The organism is Dietzia sp. Alg238-R159 (assembly GCF_900537145.1).
GTDB lineage: Bacteria > Actinomycetota > Actinomycetes > Mycobacteriales > Mycobacteriaceae > Dietzia > Dietzia kunjamensis.
On record NZ_UNRI01000003.1, the window covers coordinates 388,979 to 405,709 of the forward strand.

Annotated in this window: 14 protein-coding genes and 1 riboswitch; of the genes, 8 read left to right on the top strand and 6 right to left on the bottom strand. The window is 71.8% G+C overall.

What is annotated here, in order from left to right:
- Positions 1 to 43: 43 nt before the first annotated feature.
- The 3 genes from G6R20_RS10240 to G6R20_RS10250 all read right to left on the bottom strand — a co-directional run bounded on the left by G6R20_RS10240 (position 44) and on the right by G6R20_RS10250 (position 4,919).
- The gene (locus G6R20_RS10240; RefSeq protein ID WP_163376333.1) at positions 44 to 2,566 is read right to left on the bottom strand and encodes a serine/threonine protein kinase; all 2,523 of its coding nucleotides are present in this window, start codon (positions 2,564 to 2,566) and stop codon (positions 44 to 46) included.
- Complete coding sequence (locus tag G6R20_RS10245; protein ID WP_119192474.1) at positions 2,563 to 3,588, bottom strand: glutamate ABC transporter substrate-binding protein; 1,026 nt, start codon at positions 3,586 to 3,588, stop codon at positions 2,563 to 2,565. The genes G6R20_RS10240 and G6R20_RS10245 overlap by 4 nt, the downstream gene beginning before the upstream one ends.
- A gap of 80 nt (positions 3,589 to 3,668) precedes the next feature.
- Positions 3,669 to 4,919, bottom strand: a complete 1,251-nt coding sequence (locus G6R20_RS10250) for a hypothetical protein (RefSeq protein ID WP_227022158.1) — start codon at positions 4,917 to 4,919, stop codon at positions 3,669 to 3,671.
- Here G6R20_RS10250 and G6R20_RS19135 point away from each other — a divergent pair.
- Both G6R20_RS19135 and G6R20_RS10260 read left to right on the top strand, forming a co-directional pair.
- Entirely contained in the window at positions 4,879 to 6,585 is a 1,707-nt protein-coding gene (locus tag G6R20_RS19135) for an NUDIX domain-containing protein (RefSeq protein WP_346010038.1), read from the top strand. The two genes, G6R20_RS10250 and G6R20_RS19135, sit on opposite strands and share 41 nt — an antisense overlap.
- Before the next feature lie 170 nt (positions 6,586 to 6,755).
- On the top strand, positions 6,756 to 8,666 hold the full coding sequence (locus tag G6R20_RS10260; RefSeq protein WP_163376334.1) for an alkaline phosphatase D family protein: 1,911 nt from the start codon (positions 6,756 to 6,758) through the stop codon (positions 8,664 to 8,666).
- 18 nt (positions 8,667 to 8,684) lie between these two features.
- Here G6R20_RS10260 and thiE read toward each other — a convergent pair whose 3' ends face one another.
- Positions 8,685 to 9,428 (bottom strand): thiamine phosphate synthase, encoded by a 744-nt coding sequence (gene thiE / locus G6R20_RS10265; RefSeq protein ID WP_163376335.1) that lies wholly within the window; start codon positions 9,426 to 9,428, stop codon positions 8,685 to 8,687.
- Between the two features lie 40 nt (positions 9,429 to 9,468).
- On the opposite strand from thiE, the gene thiO reads away from it, so the two are divergent.
- The 3 genes from thiO to G6R20_RS10280 all read left to right on the top strand — a co-directional run bounded on the left by thiO (position 9,469) and on the right by G6R20_RS10280 (position 11,910).
- Positions 9,469 to 10,722 (top strand): glycine oxidase ThiO, encoded by a 1,254-nt coding sequence (gene thiO / locus G6R20_RS10270; protein ID WP_240341386.1) that lies wholly within the window; start codon positions 9,469 to 9,471, stop codon positions 10,720 to 10,722.
- 152 nt (positions 10,723 to 10,874) lie between these two features.
- Complete coding sequence (gene thiS, locus G6R20_RS10275) at positions 10,875 to 11,075, top strand: sulfur carrier protein ThiS (RefSeq protein WP_017836465.1); 201 nt, start codon at positions 10,875 to 10,877, stop codon at positions 11,073 to 11,075.
- Positions 11,076 to 11,139: 64 nt separating this feature from the next.
- The gene (locus G6R20_RS10280) at positions 11,140 to 11,910 is read left to right on the top strand and encodes a thiazole synthase (protein ID WP_163376443.1); all 771 of its coding nucleotides are present in this window, start codon (positions 11,140 to 11,142) and stop codon (positions 11,908 to 11,910) included.
- Between the two features lie 56 nt (positions 11,911 to 11,966).
- Here the strand turns inward: G6R20_RS10280 and G6R20_RS10285 are convergent, their stop codons facing one another.
- Positions 11,967 to 12,620 (bottom strand): DUF1707 domain-containing protein, encoded by a 654-nt coding sequence (locus tag G6R20_RS10285; protein WP_163376336.1) that lies wholly within the window; start codon positions 12,618 to 12,620, stop codon positions 11,967 to 11,969.
- A gap of 87 nt (positions 12,621 to 12,707) precedes the next feature.
- Here G6R20_RS10285 and G6R20_RS10290 point away from each other — a divergent pair, with 87 nt between their 5' ends.
- Both G6R20_RS10290 and G6R20_RS10295 read left to right on the top strand, forming a co-directional pair.
- A complete protein-coding gene (locus G6R20_RS10290; RefSeq protein WP_163376337.1) occupies positions 12,708 to 13,622 on the top strand; it encodes an ATP-binding cassette domain-containing protein in 915 nt (304 codons plus the stop codon).
- Complete coding sequence (locus G6R20_RS10295) at positions 13,619 to 14,383, top strand: ABC transporter permease (RefSeq protein WP_163376338.1); 765 nt, start codon at positions 13,619 to 13,621, stop codon at positions 14,381 to 14,383. The genes G6R20_RS10290 and G6R20_RS10295 overlap by 4 nt, the downstream gene beginning before the upstream one ends.
- Positions 14,384 to 14,524: 141 nt before the next feature.
- On the opposite strand, the gene thiC is transcribed toward G6R20_RS10295, so the two are convergent.
- On the bottom strand, positions 14,525 to 16,240 hold the full coding sequence (gene thiC, locus G6R20_RS10300; protein ID WP_096906745.1) for a phosphomethylpyrimidine synthase ThiC: 1,716 nt from the start codon (positions 16,238 to 16,240) through the stop codon (positions 14,525 to 14,527).
- Positions 16,238 to 16,352: riboswitch (TPP riboswitch) on the bottom strand. It overlaps the preceding gene by 3 nt.
- A gap of 75 nt (positions 16,353 to 16,427) precedes the next feature.
- Between thiC and G6R20_RS10305 the strand changes: the two genes are divergently transcribed.
- Positions 16,428 to 16,724 (top strand): GNAT family N-acetyltransferase, encoded by a 297-nt coding sequence (locus G6R20_RS10305; RefSeq protein WP_096906746.1) that lies wholly within the window; start codon positions 16,428 to 16,430, stop codon positions 16,722 to 16,724.
- Positions 16,725 to 16,731 lie beyond the last annotated feature (7 nt).

A 16,731-nucleotide genomic window follows, 5' to 3' on the forward strand; every position in this document is an offset into this window, starting at 1 on the left:
CGGCCCGGTGGGAGCGCCCGAGGCCGGTGGAACCCCCGCGGACTCAGAACAGGGTGCGTGGACGGATGCTGTTGGCCTGGTCGACGAGCCTGAACCGCTGCTGACGGGTCTCCGTGGACCGCGCGAGGGTCCGCAGGACGGTCTCCGCGCCGGAGCGCAGCCCGAACTCGGTGAACGGCACGCCGCGCATGAGGGGGGACGGGGACGGCTCGTTGCCCGGCAGCTGCACCCAGGCGAGTGCGGTGGTGAGCACGGTGAGCCGGATCTGGAACGCGCGGTGTTCACCGGCGGACAGATTGGTCACACGGCGGGCGGCCTCGCGGAGGTGGGACTCGTCGGTCTCGTCGAGCGGGCGGCCCTGGCACAGCAGGAGGATCGCGGTGAGGTTGGCCAGCGCCGAGTACCGGGAGTTGGGCGGGACGCGGTCGAGCTCCTCGATGGCGGACTTGACCTCGCCACGACGCTGCAGTTGGCGCGCCAGCCCGAACGCGGAACTGATCACCGACCGGTCGACCGACCACACCGTGCGGTAGAAGTGTTCGCTCGAGCGTGCCCAGCGGGCCCGGTCGCTCTCGGGGCACACGTCGAGGATCAGTTCCGCCGTCGCGGCCAGGGCCAGCTTGGGGCCGTTCTCGCCGGGCATGGCCGAGAGCACCCTCTGGAACTTGGGATACGCCCCGACGGGGTCGCCCTTGAGCAGGTCGGTCACGCCGTCGTACCAGACCAGCCGCCATTCGGCGGGCATCCGGTACGCGTTCTCCTCCAGCAGCGCCTCGGCCGCGGCGAGATCGTCGCTCTCGAGGTAGGCGCGGGTGAGTGACATGATCACGCCGACGCTCTCGTGGGCCTCGGACTCGGTGTCGGAATACAATTCGAGGAGGGTGTCGATCCGCTGCTCGACCGAGGTGTACGAGGTCGCGGCGAGAATGCGGCCGGCGGGGTCGGAGGCCTCCATGAGCGGCACCGGCAGGGCGTCGACCAGTTCGGACCCGGTGAGCGTCGTGTCGCGGGCGCGGCCGTCGACGAGGAAGTCGGTCGGCTCAACGGTGAACAGCGTGCCGAAGGTCGATCGCTGGGGTGAGAACACCGAGGAGAACGCCGGGTGCGGGACCCCGGTGCGCAGCGCGAGTACCTCCCGCAGGACGCCCATGAGCTGGTTGGCCATCCCGTTGGCACTGCGGAACCGCGAGTCGGGTTCCTCGTGCGTCGAGCGCAGGAGGAACCGGTACAGCGAGTCGTACCGGCTGAACACCGGCTCCTCCATCGGGGAGGGGATGCCGTCGGCGTAGCGGCCGTCGACCACGGGGAGCCGCACGATGAGCGAGGCGAGGGTGCGGCCGACGGTGTACAGGTCAGAGGCGATGGTGGGCCCGGTCCGGGGGATCTCCGGGGCCTGGAAACCGGGGGTGCCGTAGATGTGCCCGTAGTCCCCGACGCCGGACACCGCGCCCATGTCGATCAGTTTGACGTGGTCCTCGGTGAGCATGATGTTCTCGGGTTTGAGGTCGTTGTAGACCAGTCCCACCGAGTGCAGGTAGGAGAGCGCCTGCAGGACCTCGAGCACGTAGGCGATGGCCTTCTCCACCGGCAGCACCCGCCCGGGTGCCGCTCGTCGGACGTCGCGCAGGCTGGGGCCGCCGACGTACTCCATGACGATGTACCCGCCATGGGTGGGCGACGTGGCCCAGTCGTCGTGGATGAAGTTGTAGATACGCACGATCGACGGGTGGGACAGTTCGGCCAGGATCTCCCGCTCGGCGACGGCGACCTCCTGGGCCTCGGCCTGGTCGGCGTGGAGCAGGCCTTTGAGGACGACCCAGCGGTCGGACACGTTATGGTCGACCGCCAGGTAGATCCAGCCCATCCCGCCGTGGGCGAGCGCACCGCGGACCTCGTACTGGTCGGCGACGATGTCTCCGGGCCACAGTTCGGGCCGCGGCAGCCTGCCGTCGGAGGCCGCGCACTCGGCCTCGATGTCCTCCGGCTCCAACATGGCCGATGTGGGGTCGACGGGGATGATGTACGGCAGATCGACCAGACCCTCGGCGGCCTGGCTCGGGCGGTCCTCCGGCTTGTCGGGGTGCCGCATGCGGAACGGTGCCGAGGTCGACCGGTCGCCGGTAATCACCTCGCCGGTCCGGGCGGAGGACCGCGCGCCGGGGACGGACTCGGTGCGGGACTCGGGATCATGACTCCGCCCCGCGCCCGCCGCGCGCGCCGGGCCCGCCCGGCCCGGGCTGCTGCCGTCACCAGGGTCGGTGTCGGCGAGGAACCCGGTCATCGACGCCGCGCCGGTGGCCGCGACCGCGCCGGTGGCCTCGACCGCCCCGGTCTGCGACATGCTTCCCGAATGGACGTGCGGGCCCGTGGCCTCGAGCTCCCCGGTCGCCCCCATCGCGCCCGTGGCCCCCATGGCGCCCGTGGCCTCCATCGCGCCCGTCGCCTCGGTCAGACCGGTCGCCGTGGCGGCCTCCGTCACGGCCACCGCCTCGGTCCGCATCGTGGCCTGCGTGCCGACGCTGGGTTCGCCCTCCTCGAGCGGGTCGTCCCACTTCCGGTAACTCATCGCTGCTCCTCCGGCACGTATCTCGGCACCGGCATCCCGGGGTTGGGCCCCAGCCCGGACAACCACGTCGAATACATGCGGTTCCACGTGCCGTCCGCCCTGATCCGTTCGAGCGTGGAGTTGACCTGACGGACCAGCCCGTCGGTGTTGTCGCCCGGCGTGGACTTGGCGATGCCCACCCCGTACGGCTCCGCGTCGAGCTGCGGCCCCACGATCTCCAGGTACGGGTCCTGCGCGGTGATGCCCACGAGGATCGCGTCGTCGGTGGTGATCGCGTCCACCTGGTTCTGCTGGATGGCCACGAGGCAGTCCGCCCACGTGTTCACCGACAGCACCGTGATCCGATCCAACTCCTCCCACAACCGCGACGCCGACGTCGTCCCGGCGGCCACGCACACGCGCTTGCCCTCGAGGTGCTCGATCTCCGTGATCCCCGACCCGCGCACCGCCAGGACCCGCTGGTAGGCCTGGTAGTACGGCACCGAGAACGTCACCCGCTCGCGCCGTGCGCACGTGATGGACATCGACCGGATCACCACGTCCACCTGGTCGTTCTCCAGCGCCTCGAGCCGGTTCGACGACGTCAGCGACCGGAACTCCACCTGTCGCGGATCGCCGAAGATGTCCGCGGCGATCTCGCGCGCCAGGTCCACGTCGAAGCCGGTGAGTTGGCCGCTGGCAGGGTCGCGGAAGGAGAACAGGTTGGAGCCCTGGTCCAGTCCCACGATCAGTCGACCCCGCTCGAGGATCCGCGGCACCCTCTCCGCGGGGGTGGCGTCGTTCGGCCGCAGACTGGGCAGGGGGTCGCAGCTCTCGTCGTTCTCGTCGGGCAGGCCGGCGGGGACGTCCGTGCTGATGACCGCGCCGGCGGGAAGTGGCATCACCGCGTCGATCTGCGGGATCCCCGCCCCGGCGATCCCGGCCAACTCCGCGGTCGCGTCTCGTTCCGGCCCGCCCGCGCCGGGGCCGCCCTCGTCGTCGTCGACCCCACACGCCGCCCCGAACGCCAGGGCCGCCACCATCACGCCCCCGAGCGCGACCCGCCTCGCCCGGCGCCGCGCGCCGTGTCCCCGCGCGCCCGACCCGGTCCGCACCCCCGCCGTCACAGGTACTCCCTGATCCTCGGCGCGATCCCCACGACCACGGCGAACGCGGCCAGGGTGGACAGCGCGATGATGAGATCGGGCCCGTTGGAGGAGGTGCGGCGGGCGTTGTCGATGCGCGTGCGCAGGGTGTCGCGGGCCTCCTCGATGGCGTCCTGCATGGACTCGTCGAACTCCTCGAACGCGGCCCCCGAGTCGCCCTCGCTCTGGCCGGAGGAGATGGTGATCGCGCCCTGGTAGTCGCCCTGTTGGTACAGGGAGTCGGCGCGGTTCTGGGCGGCCATCCAGGCGTCGAGCGCCTCGATCGCGTCCGTCACCGCACCCTGCGAGTCGAGGTTGATGCGGCCGGAGGAGTCCGCGTCGTCCTCGTCGTCGAGGTAGACGGTCAGGGTGTCACGCACGTTGCCCAGGGTGGTCGCCCGCTCGGCCGCCGACCCTTCCGGATCGGTGCGCCGCACCAGGTTGAGCGTCTCCTGCGCGCGCACCTTCTGGGCGTTGATGCGCTGGCGGGTGAGCTCGTTCATCGGTGCCGCGCCCTCGGACAGGCCCTTGGCGTTGTCATTGGCCGCGAGGAACCCGGCGATCATCGTGAGCAGGAACGTCGCCACCATGAGCAGCGAGCCCAGGGCGAGCGCCGGGTTGAACCGCCGCCCGGTGAGTCGCCACAGCCACTGTTGCAACAGCAACAGCACCGCGATCGCCAGCCCCAGCAGGAAGAACGACCCCCATGGCGGCGACGACCACTCCCTGTCCGACTGTCCCACCGACGTGGACTGCCGGTCGTACAGGTCCGCGGCGGCGGGCAGGATTGTGTCCTGCATCAGCGTCGACGCAGACGCCAGATACGCCGAGCCGACCGGATTGGCCACGCGGTTGTTGGTGCGCGCCGTCTCCACCAGGCCGGTGTAGGTGGCCAGCTGGGCGTTGATGAGCGCGAGCTGTTCGATGGACTCGGTGTCGGTGCGGTCGAGGCCCTGGGAGGCGGCGATGATCGACGACGACGAGGTCGCGATCGCCTGGAGGTAGCGTTCGCGCAGTTCCGCAGGCTCGATACCGCCGGTGATGAACGCGGTGTTCGCCGCGGAGTCCGCGATCGTCAGGGAGCTGTACAACGTCTGCGAGGCGTTGGCGACGGGCTCGACCTCGGCCAGCAGCGTCTCGGTATAAACCTGCCGCTGGGTGATCGTCGAGGACGCCACGATCCCGCCCGTGAGCACCGTGATGATCGCGAGCAACGCGAAGACCGACATGCGGCCCGGCGTGGTGAGCACGTCGTTCCAGAAGCGGGCGGCGCGGCGACGGACCGGCCTGCGGGGTTGGAGGGTGGATGACGACTCGCCACTCGAGCCGGGCGTTGGTGTGAGCGTGGAGGCGGAGCCGGACCGGGAGCCGGAGGCCGACGTGGAGGCGGAGCCGGACCGGGAGCCGGAGGCGGCACCTGATGCGGGTGCGGCGCCGGCCCGGGGAGCGGCGTCGGCCGAGGATGCCGGGGTGGACTGTGCGGAGCCTGACTGGGACGCGGAGCCTGACTGGGACGCGGAGCCTGACTGGGACGCGGAGCCTGACTGGGACGCGGAGCCTGACTGGGACGCGGACGCAGGCGTGGCCCCGGCGGCGGACGCCGCGGGCGTGGATGCCGACGTCGACCCGGCAGGGGCGCCGCCCACCGGTGCGTCGCCGGGTGCGGGCGTGTCCGCGGCCGCACCGCGGGCGCGGCGTAGCGAGAAGGTTCGGGCGCGCATCTGCTCGCTCACCTCCCCGGTCTCCGCCCGCCGAGCCGACGATCCGACGGGAGTGTCTCCCAGGTTAGTGAAGTGGCGGCGCGGAGTCGGGCAGACTGGTCGACGAGGACTCAAGGTTCCGCCCGATCCGGGGGTGGACGGGTCCAGGGGAGGTGGACGACCGGTGGCGGCGAGCGAAGGTGACGGCAACGGCTGGGTGGTGTCCGACGAGGGTGATCGCCGGTGGGGGCGGTTCGGCGCCGCCGGGCTGCTCCTGCGGGCCGTCGACCCGTCCGATCCCGACACCCCACTCGTGTTGCTGCAGCACCGCGCCGTGTGGACGGCCTCGGGCGACACGTGGGCGCTGCCGGGTGGTGCGCGGGACTCGTACGAGGACGCGCCCGTGGCGGCGCTGCGCGAGACGGAGGAGGAGGCCGAGATCCGGCCCGCCGACGTGGTGGTCCGCGCGCAGGTCGTGACCTCCCGCATGCCCGGGACCGTGTGGCACCGGCCCGGACTCGACCTGCGGCACGCGGCCGAGCTGCTGAGCCGGCTGCGGCCCGACCAGCGCCACGACGAGCTGCCCGCGAACCCGTCGGGCTCCGCCCGCCCACGCGCCATCCCGCCGCTGGTCCAGGAGTCGCCCGACGCGGTGGAGTGGACGTACACCACCGTCATCGCGGACGCCCCGCGCGCGCTGGAGACCGTGCCCAACAACGAGAGTCTCGAACTCCGCTGGGTGCCCGAGACGCTGGTGGCCGAGTTGCCGCTCATGCCCGCGTTCGCCCACGCCTGGGCGAACGGGCTGCGCACCGACCCCGTCGAGCTGGTCGTGGACGTGGCCAATGTGCTCGGCTCCCGCCCCGACGGCTGGTGGAAGGACCGGGCCGGCTCCACCTCGCGACTGCTCGACGACCTGGGCGCCGGGATGCCCCGCACCCTCGAACTGCCGGGGGGGTTCGGCTGGGTCGCCCGCGCGCACGCCGTCATCGAGGGCGTCGCCAAGGCCGCCGAGCACGAGGGCCCGCTCGTCGTCCACCGCGCGTCCGGGTCCGGCGACGACGCGATCGTCGATCTGGCCACCGAGCTGGATGGCGGGCCCCGCCGGGTGGTGGTGGTGACGGCCGACCGGGGACTGCGGGACAGGCTGCCGGGCGACGTCGTCGTCGTCGGACCCCGCGCCCTTCTCGGGTAGCACGCGCGCACGCCGGCCCGGTCCCACCCCGGTCCCACCCCGGTCCCGCCCCGGTCCCGCCCCGGTCCGACCCCGGCCCCGCCCCGGTCCCGGCCCGGTTCACCGGGTCCACCCGACCTGACGGGTTGGATCTGCGCGCCGCACCGCCCCGCGGGTGCACACTGGAACGCATGACCCTGCCCCCGGAGATCCTCGTCGGCCCGATGCTGCGCTACGTCGACAGCACCGACGCCACGGTGTGGGTGGAGGTGTCGGCGCCGTGCGAGGTGACCATCCGTGCCGGCGACGAGGTGGTCACCGAGCGTTCGTGGGGCGTGCACGGCCACCACTTCGCGGTACTGCACCTGTGCCGGCTGCCCGAGGGCGAGATGACGCCGTACGAGGTGTCGCTCGATGACCGGCTCGCCTGGCCCGTCGACCCGGGTCGGCCCAGCGTGATCCGCACGCCTCGCGCCGACGACACGGTGCGGCTGGCGTTCGGGTCGTGCCGGCGTGGGGAGAGCCAGACCTCGGTGGCGCTGCGCAGGATCGGTGCCGACGCACTGGTCGCCCTGGCGCACCGCATGGCGCACACCCCGCAGGAGGAGTGGCCGGACGCGATGCTCCTGCTCGGCGACCAGGTGTACGCCGACATCCCCAGCCGGGAGATCTCCGAGCGGCTGGCCGAGCGTCGGCGCGCGGGCGGTGGCCCGCAGTCGGTGCGGGACTCTGCCGGCGCCGGGGGAGACCGCGACGTCTCCGACGAGATCTGCGATTTCGAGGAGTACTCCTGGCTTTACCACGAGTCGTGGCGTGACGCGGATGTGCGCTGGTTGCTGTCGACGGTGCCGAGCTGCATGATTCTCGATGACCACGACCTGCGCGACGACTGGAACTCCTCCCACGCGTGGCGTCGCGAGATGACCGCCCAGCCGTGGTGGAGCGACCGGGTGATCGGCGCGTTCGGCAGCTACTTCGTCTACCAGCACCTGGGCAATCTCGCCCCCGACGAGCTGGAGCGAAACGAGATGTACCGGGCGTTGCGGTCCGCCGGTTCGGACGCGGAGAGGGAGTCGCTGCTGGACGACTTCGCGCTGTCCACCGATTCCGAGCGCCGCACCGAGCAGTGGAGCTTCAAGCGTGACTTCGGTCGGGTGCGGGTGGTGATGCTCGACGTGCGGGCGTCGCGGCATCTGGACCCGCAGGACCGGCGGGTCATGGACGCCAACGAATGGCAGTGGACGCGCGAGTCCTGCCTGGACACCGACGTGGACCACCTGGTGATCGGCTCGTCCCTCCCGGCGTTCATGCTGCCGGCCCTGCACAACCTCGAGGGCTGGAACGAGGCGGTGTCCCGGGACCGGCCCGGCAAGCCGGCCACCGCGCGGGTCGGCGAGTGGATCCGCCTGGCCGTGGACCTCGAGCACTGGGCGGCGTTCCGGAACAGCTTCGACGATCTGGTGGGTCTGCTCACCGAGGTGGCGGCGGGCGATCACGGGCCCGCGCCCGCCTCGATCCTCCTGCTGGGCGGCGACGTGCACTGCTCGTACCTCGAGGAGGTCGACCTCACCGCCGAGCGGGTGGTGGACTCAACCACCCGCGTCCATCAGCTGGTGATGTCGCCGTTCCGCAATCCTCTACAGAAGTCGATCCGGGCGGTGAACCGTCTGTCGGTCCGCGAGCCCGTGCCCGCCCTGACGCGCCGCCTGGCCCGGGCGGTGGGGGTGCGGGAGCCCGAGGCGCGGTGGCGGGTCACCGACGGACTCTGGTTCGACAACGGGGTGATGACCCTCGTACTGCGCGGCCGCCGCGCCACGGTGCAGGTCGATCACGCCACCGTCGAGTGGCCCGCGCGCGGACTGGGCAAGGCCCTCACCCTGGTGCCGGGGCTGGCGCCGGAGTCATGGGGACGACGACGGCGAGAGGGCGATTCGCTGGGCCGCAAGCCCCGGCAGGTGTTGCGCAGGACGCTGAGCAAGGAGTTGACCGGGGAGGGCCTGTCTCCGCGGGGATCGGCCGACCGGACGGATGCGGACCGGGACGGAGCTCTCCGGGGCGGGGCTGGTCAGAGTACGGCTGTCCGGACCGAGGCCGCGCGCTAGACCGACACCGCCGACCGGCTAGGCCAGGGCCGCGCGGAGTTCGCGGGCGGCGGCGGTGGGGTCGGCGGCGCCGGTGATCGCTCGGACCACCACCACCCGGGTCGCACCCGCTGCCAGCACCTCCGGCAGGTTCGTCGCGTCGATCCCGCCGATGGCGAACCACGGCGTCCCGGCCGACCCCGCAGCCGACCCCGACCCCGCGGTGGTCCCTGCCGCGTGGCGCACGAGGTCCGGGCCCGGCGCGACGCGGCCCGGCTTGGTCGGGGTGGGCCACACGGGGCCCGTGCAGAAGTAGTCGACCAGCGGGTTCGCCGCGGCCCTGTCGACCTCGTCCACCGCGTGGCAGGACAGGCCGAGCACCACGTCGTCTCCGACGATCCGGCGCGCCCACTCCACCGGCAGGTCGTCCTGCCCGACGTGCAGCACGTCCGCCCCGGACGCCACGGCGACGTCGGCGCGGTCGTTCACCGACAGCAGCGCCCCGTGGGAATCGCACACCTCGCGCATCACCGCCAGGGCCCGCAATTCGTGCCCGGCCTCGAGCGGCCCGAGGTCGCGTTCGCCGGCCGAGTGCTTGTCCCGCAGCTGCACGATGTCGACCCCGCCCGCCAGGGCCGCGGTGACGTCCCTGCGCAGCGCCGGGAAGTCCCCCGACCACCCCTGTTCGCGCGCCTGCTCGTCGAGGTGTCGACGCGCGTCGATGCAGAGGTAGAGACGGGCGTCGGCGAGGCGGGCACGGAGGCGGTCGGCGCGGGAGGTCATGGTCACAACCGTAGGCCAGGGCCCCGCTAGGCTGGCCTGCATGACCTCCCGCGCCGCCGCCGACGACGACGGCCACCGTCCCGCCGCCGACGACGGCTTCCGCCCCGGTGCCGGTGCCGGTGCCGGTGCCGCTGCCGTCGCCGCGGCCCGGGAGGCCGCGGATAACGGTGTCGCGCGTATCGGGGCCCGGCGGCTGGCCGTGATCGGCGGCTCGGTGATCGGCCTGGCCTGCGCGTGGTCGGCCGCCAGGACCAAGCTGGCCACGGAAGTGGTGATCTACGAGCCCGACGAGTCCGGCCCCGACGGTGTGCCCGCCGCGGCCGCGGCGTGGGTGGCCGGTGGCATGCTCGCCCCGTTCAGCGAGGCCTGGCCGGGAGAGGAGGCAGTGTTCGCGCTCGGAGTGGACTCCCTGCGGCGGTGGCCGGACATGCTGGACGCCCTCGAGCCGTACGTCCCTGCCGGCCCACCGGTCCGCACCGGCACCCACACGCACATGCTGGCCGTGGACGAGGCCGACGCCCGCGACCTCGACATGGCCATGGAGTGGGCCGCCCGCCAGCCGGACTCCACCGACGCCGACCTGCGCCGAATCACCCGGCGTGAGCTGCGCGAGGCCGAGCCGTCCCTGGCCCGCGTCGCCCGCGCCGCCTATCGCATGGACTCCGAGGGGGCCGTCGACAACCGCGTCCTGCTGGCCGCCCTGACCCGCGCCTGCCGCGCCGAGGGTGTGAGGTGGGTGCGCAGCGCGGTGCCCTCGCTCGACGACGTCGACGCGGACCGCATCGTCCTGGCCGCAGGTTCCGGGTCCGCCGAACTGGCGGGGCTGCCGGTGCGCCCGGTCAAGGGCGAGGTGCTCCGGCTACGCGCCCGGCCCGGCTGCGAGGACCCACCCCGGGGAGTGGTGCGGGCGTTCGTCCGCGGGCGACCGCTGTACCTGGTCCCGCGCGACGGTGGTCTGGTCGTGGGCGCCACGCAGTACGAACACGGCGACGACCGGCAGGTCACCGTCGCCGGGGTGCGCGACCTGCTCGCCGACGCCGAGACGATCTTCCCCGGGATCGGGGAGTACGAGTTGGCCGAGGCGATCGCCGGGCTCCGGCCGATGTCACCGGACAACCTGCCGTTCCTCGGCGCCGACCCGACGGACCCGCGCGTGATCCACGCCACCGGGCACGGCCGCAACGGCATCGCGCTCACCCCGGTGACCGTCGCGGCGGTCTGGGCGGCACTGCACGCGGTGCGCGGTCCGGCGGCGGCGCGTGCGGCCGCTCCCGACCGCTTCGCCCGCGGGTGAGCCCCGGGTGCCGGGCGCCGTGGGGCCCGGGTGCCGGTCGCTGTGGGCCCACCGCACCGACGTCACCGGGCACCCCCGCAGGCGGCTACGGGCACCCCGCGCAGGCGACTACGGTGGAGACGTACAGCCGCGACCAGGAATTTGGAGGCCCCATGATCGTCACGGTGAACGGCGAGGACCGCACCCTGGCCGACGGCGCGACCGTCCGCGCACTCGTCACCGAGCTGGACTTGCCCGACGAGGGCGTCGCCATCGCCGTCGACGGCGTGGTGGTGCCCAGCTCGGGCTGGGACGACGCCCCGCTCGGTGCGGGCGCGGAGATCGACGTCCTCACGGCGGTCCAGGGTGGCTGACCCGACCGCGACCCCGGTTCACGGCGTCGCAGGGCCGTCCGCGTACCCGTCCGACGTTGCCGCGGTGCTGGACTCACCCCTGGTGATCGCGGGCGAGGAGATCTCCTCGCGGCTCATCACGGGCACCGGCGGCGCCGGTAACCAGGAGGTCCTGCGCGAGGCGCTGATCGCCTCGGGGACCGCGTTGACCACCGTGTCGATCCGCAAGGTCGACCTGCGGCTGGGCTCAGACGGACTCGGGCTGCTCGGGATGCTGAAAGAGCTCGACATCCGCCCGCTGCCCAACACCGCCGGCTGCAGGTCCGCCACCGAGGCCGTCAAGACCGCCCGGCTCGCCCGCGAGGCGCTGGGCACGAACTGGGTCAAGCTCGAGGTGATCGCCGACGAGCGCACGCTCCTGCCCGACGGGGTGGAGTTGGTGGAGGCCGCAGAGGACCTGGTCGACGACGGTTTCGTCGTCCTCCCCTACACCACCGACGACCCGGTCCTGGCCCGCCGACTGGAGGACGTGGGCTGCGCTGCGGTCATGCCCCTGGGCGCGCCGATCGGCACCGGGCTCGGGATCTGCAACCCGCACAACCTGGAGATGATCGTCGAGCGCGCCGGGGTTCCGGTGATCTGCGACGCGGGGATCGGCACCGCCTCCGACGCAGCACTGGCCATGGAGCTCGGTTGCGACGGTGTCCTGCTCGCCACCGCCGTCACCCGGGCGGAGAACCCGCCGCTCATGGCCGCGGCGATGCGCGAGGCAGTCCGGGCCGGGCACGCCGCCCGCCTTGCGGGGCGGATCCCCAAACGCTTCTGGGCGCAGGCGTCCAGCCCGCCGGTCGACTGAGGCCCTACCGACCGCCCGACAGCATGCGCGCGACCCGCCCGCCACCCCGCCGGCGGTCAGTCCTCGCTGCGCGGCACCCGCCGCACGCCGATCCCGCCCATGAGCGCCAGCCCGGTGACCCGGATGACCGGGGCGCCGGGCGGGGCCTGACGGACCGGGCGCGGGTCCGGCTTCCAGTGCCCCGACTCCTCGCCGAATCCGCCCATCAGGCCGATCCCCTCGACCTCCACCCGCACGTCGTCGGGGACGTAGATGTCGATGCCGCCCATGATCGCGAACGCCCGGATCGTCGTCTCGTGGGACTGCAACGAGGCACCACGCAGGTCGATCTCGATGCCGCCCATCAGCGCGAACGCGGTGTGCACGGAGGGAAGGGTCCACGCCCCCGCCCGCTCGACGCCTCCCATGATCGCCAGCGAGGAGGCGGGTCCGCTGGCCCCGGTGACGCGACGCGCCGGGGCCCCGTGCGGCCGGGTCGCGGGCGTCGAATCGTGCTCGTGGTGGGCGATCGGCAGGTCGTGCGTCAGCTCGATGAGCTCGGACCGGAAGCGTGCGGCGTACGCCCGCGAGGTCCGGTCATCGAATTCGGCGAGCGTGAGCCGCCCCTCCGAGAAGGACTCCTGGAGGAGCCTGGCGGTGGCGTCGCGCTCGGCGTCGGAGGCGCGGACCGACGGCAGGTGACGATCCGGCTCGGGCGTGGCGTCATCCATGGTCACGAGCCGAGTACTGCACTACCTGTACGCGGGCTGAGTAGGTGGACGCACGCTGCCAGCACCCCGGCAGGCAGACTGGGGGCCATGATCGAGGTACGGAATCTCACCAAGCGCTTCGGCGCCTCCACCGCCGTGGACGACCTCAGTTTCGAGGTGCGGCCCGGCGTCGTCACCGGATTCCTCGGCCCGAACGGCGCCGGAAAGTCCACGACGATGCGGATGATGGTCGGTCTTGACACCCCCACGTCCGGGCAGGCGCTGATCAACGGCACCCCGTACCGCGAGCTGGACCGGCCCGCCCACAAGGTGGGCTGTCTGCTCGACGCGTCCTGGACCCACGCCAACCGTTCCGCCGGCGCGCACCTGAGGATGGTCGCCGCGGCGGGCGGGGTGGCCCCGGGCCGCGTCGACGAGGTGCTCGGCCTGGTCGGCCTCACCGACGTCGCCGGCCGCAAGGTCGGCGGATACTCGCTCGGCATGCGCCAGCGACTCGGTCTGGCCACCGCCATGCTCGGCGATCCCGAGGTCCTGCTCTTCGACGAGCCCGTCAACGGTCTCGACCCCGAGGGCATCCTGTGGATCCGCCGGTTCATGCACGCACGCGCCGCCGAGGGCCGCACCGTGCTCGTCTCCTCGCATCTGCTGTCGGAGATGGCGCAGACCGCCCAGGATCTCGTCGTGATCGGCCGCGGCAAGCTGCGTGCGCAGACCTCCGTCGAGGAGTTCCTGGACGCCGCCACGTCCTCGGTGGTGTTGCGCACCCCGCACGTCGACGAGTTCACCGCCGCCGCGCGCGACGAAGGCATCGAGGCCACGTTCGACGCGGAACAGGGTGTCTTCGTCATCCAGAACCTCCGCGCGCCGCAGGTCGGCGATGTCGCCGCCAGCCTGGGGATCACCGTCCACGAACTGCACGAGAAGCGGGCGTCGCTGGAGGAGGCCTTCATGGCGCTCACGGACCAGGACGTCGAGTACCACGGTCAGGAGTCCACCCGATGAACCAGTTGAAGTCCGAGTGGATCAAGGTCACCACCACCAAGAGTGCCTACTGGCTGTACGCGATCGGCATCGGCCTGGCAGTGGTGCTCGCGGTGGTCATCGGCCAGTTCGAGCAGCCCGCCACAGGGGACCCGATGGCCGGTGCGCCCGGCGGCGGCAGTGACCCGCTGTTCGCGATCCTCGGCGTCAGTGCGTTCACCGTCCTGCTGGCGTGGATCGCCGCGATCGTCGGTGTGACCGGCGAGTACCGCTATCACACGATCAAGGCGACGTTCCTGACGGCGCCGTCGCGCTGGCCTGCCATCCTGGCCAAGACCGCCCTGTTCACGGTGCTCTCGATGGTGGTCACAGCCATCGCGGTGATCCTGGCGCTCCTCGTGGCCGGGGCGCTCTCCGGAAACGAGGGCTGGACCCCGTTCTCCGGAGACGGGCTGACCTACCTGTGGCGCTTCCCCGTCTACGCCGCACTGGGGACGATCGCGGTGACGGGCCTGGCGTACATCATGCGCAACGCCGCCGGCACGATCTCCCTGTTCCTCGTGTGGATACTGGCCCTCGAGGGCATGGTCTCGTTGATCCCGCGGGTCGGCGAGGACATCGCCGCCTGGATGCCGTTCGCCAACGGTGACTTCTGGACCCAGGGAGAGAGCGTCCGCGGGTACATCACGTGGGGCGAGTGGCCGGCGTTCGCCTGGTTCGCGGCCGTGTGCGTGGCCCTGTGGGTCGTCGGGGTGCTGATGACGCTGCGCCGGGACGCCTGAGTCCGGGCTCCCGATCCGACGTCGCACCGGGGCTCGCCCCGTCGAGGGACTGGTGGGTGGCGGCGCTGTCGGTGACGACGACGAGGTCGACCCGTCGCTCCACCGGTGCGACCTGCCGGTCGACTCGCCTGGCCGGAGCGGTTATCGACCGGTGATCGGCAGGTAGACGCGGCCACCGAGTTCGGAGAATTCGGCCGACTTCTCCGCCATCCCCGCCTCGATCGCCTCCACCGTCTCCATCCCGTGCTCCGCGGCGTAGTCGCGGATGTCCTGGGAGATGCGCATCGAGCAGAACTTCGGACCGCACATCGAGCAGAAGTGCGCGGTCTTCGCCGGCTCCGCGGGCAGCGTCGCGTCGTGGTACGCCAGCGCGGTGTCCGGGTCGAGGGCCAGGGCGAACTGGTCCCGCCAGCGGAACTCGAACCGGGCGGTACTCAGCGCGTCATCGCGGGCCTGCGCGCCCGGGTGACCCTTCGCCAGATCGGCCGAGTGCGCGGCGATCTTGTAGGTGATCACTCCGGTCTTGACGTCGTCCCGGTCGGGCAGGCCCAGGTGCTCCTTGGGGGTGACGTAGCACAGCATCGCCGTGCCGGCCTCGGCGATGCGGGCTGCACCGATCGCGGACGTGATGTGGTCGTAGCCCGGCGCGATGTCCGTCGCGAGGGGGCCCAGCGTGTAGAAGGGGGCCTCCTCGCACCACTCCTCCTCGAGGCGCACGTTCTCCACGATCTTGTCCATCGGCACGTGACCGGGTCCCTCGATCATCACCTGCACGCCGTGGCTCTTGGCGATCCCGGTGAGCTCCCCGAGCGTGCGCAGTTCGGCGAACTGAGCCTCGTCGTTGGCGTCGGCGATCGACCCCGGGCGCAGGCCGTCGCCGAGGGAGAACGTCACGTCGTGGCGGGCGAGGATCTCGCAGAGTTCCTCGAAGTGGGTGTAGAGGAACGACTCGCGGTGGTGCGCCAGGCACCACGCCGCCATGATCGAACCGCCACGCGACACGATGCCGGTGACCCGCTTGGCCGCCAGCGGGACGTAGCGCAGCAGCACGCCGGCATGGACGGTCATGTAGTCCACGCCCTGTTCGCACTGTTCGATGACGGTGTCGCGGTACAACTCCCAGGTCAGACGGGTCGGGTCGCCGCCCACCTTCTCCAGTGCCTGGTAGATGGGCACGGTGCCCACGGGGACGGGGGAGTTGCGCAGGATCCACTCGCGCGTCTCGTGGATGTCCCGGCCGGTAGACAGGTCCATGATGGTGTCCGCGCCCCAGCGGGCAGCCCACACCATCTTCTCGACCTCCTCGGCGATCGAACTGGTGACCGCCGAATTGCCGATGTTGGCGTTGATCTTCGTGAGGAAGCGCTTGCCGATGATCATCGGTTCGCTCTCCGGATGGAGGTGGTTGGCCGGGATGACCGCCCGCCCGGCGGCGACCTCCGAACGCACCACCTCGACGTCGATCCCCTCCCGCACGGCGATGAACCGCATCTCGGGGGTCGTCAGCCCCGCCCGCGCCCAGGCCAACTGCGTCCGGACGAGGGTGGGGTTGTTCGGCGAGGCGGGGACGGCCCCGGGGTGGGACCACTCACGGCGGGTGGGCGGCAGGCCTGGGGCGAGGTCATGGCAGTCGGCCGCACTCGCGTAGGCGGTATACGGGCCGGAGGTGTCGTAGACGTCGAACGTCGTGCCGTCGGTGAGCGCGATCCGGCGCACGGGCACGCGCTGGCCGTCACCGGACTCACCGGGCACCTCGAGATGAGCCTTACTGCTGGAATGGATGGGGCCGCACGTCACGGCGTCGATCGGGGTGCCGTCGGTGCCGTCGGTGCCGTCGGTGAATAGAGCTGTGCCCATGGTGTTTCCTGATCTCCCTACGCCGGCATGATCCGGACAGGTTCTACGGTCGACGACCCGGCTGGTCGTCCTCTCAGCCCGCGCATCGAAGCGGACTCCCGTGTGGATGAGTATGTGATTGTGCAGGGGCGAGCGTAACCCGACGAGTAGCATCGCGGGTGGAACACGCCCTGCAGAAGGAGTTCTGATGTCCGCTGTAACGTCGCTCAAGCTGGTCCACAACACCGATAGAGACCGCTTCGAACTGTGGGACAGCGAGACCTTCATGGGTCTCGTTGGTTACGAGAAGGACGGCGACGTCTACATCCTGCTCCACACCGTGATCGAGGAGCGGTACGGCCAGCAGGGGATCGCCCGCCTGCTGGTCAGCCTGGTCCTCACCCGCATGCGGCTCGATGAGCTCAAGATCCGGCCGGTGTGCAGCTATGTGCGGCGGTTCCTCGTTCGCTTCCCGGAGTATCAGCTCCTGGTCGCCCAGCCGTGACCGACGC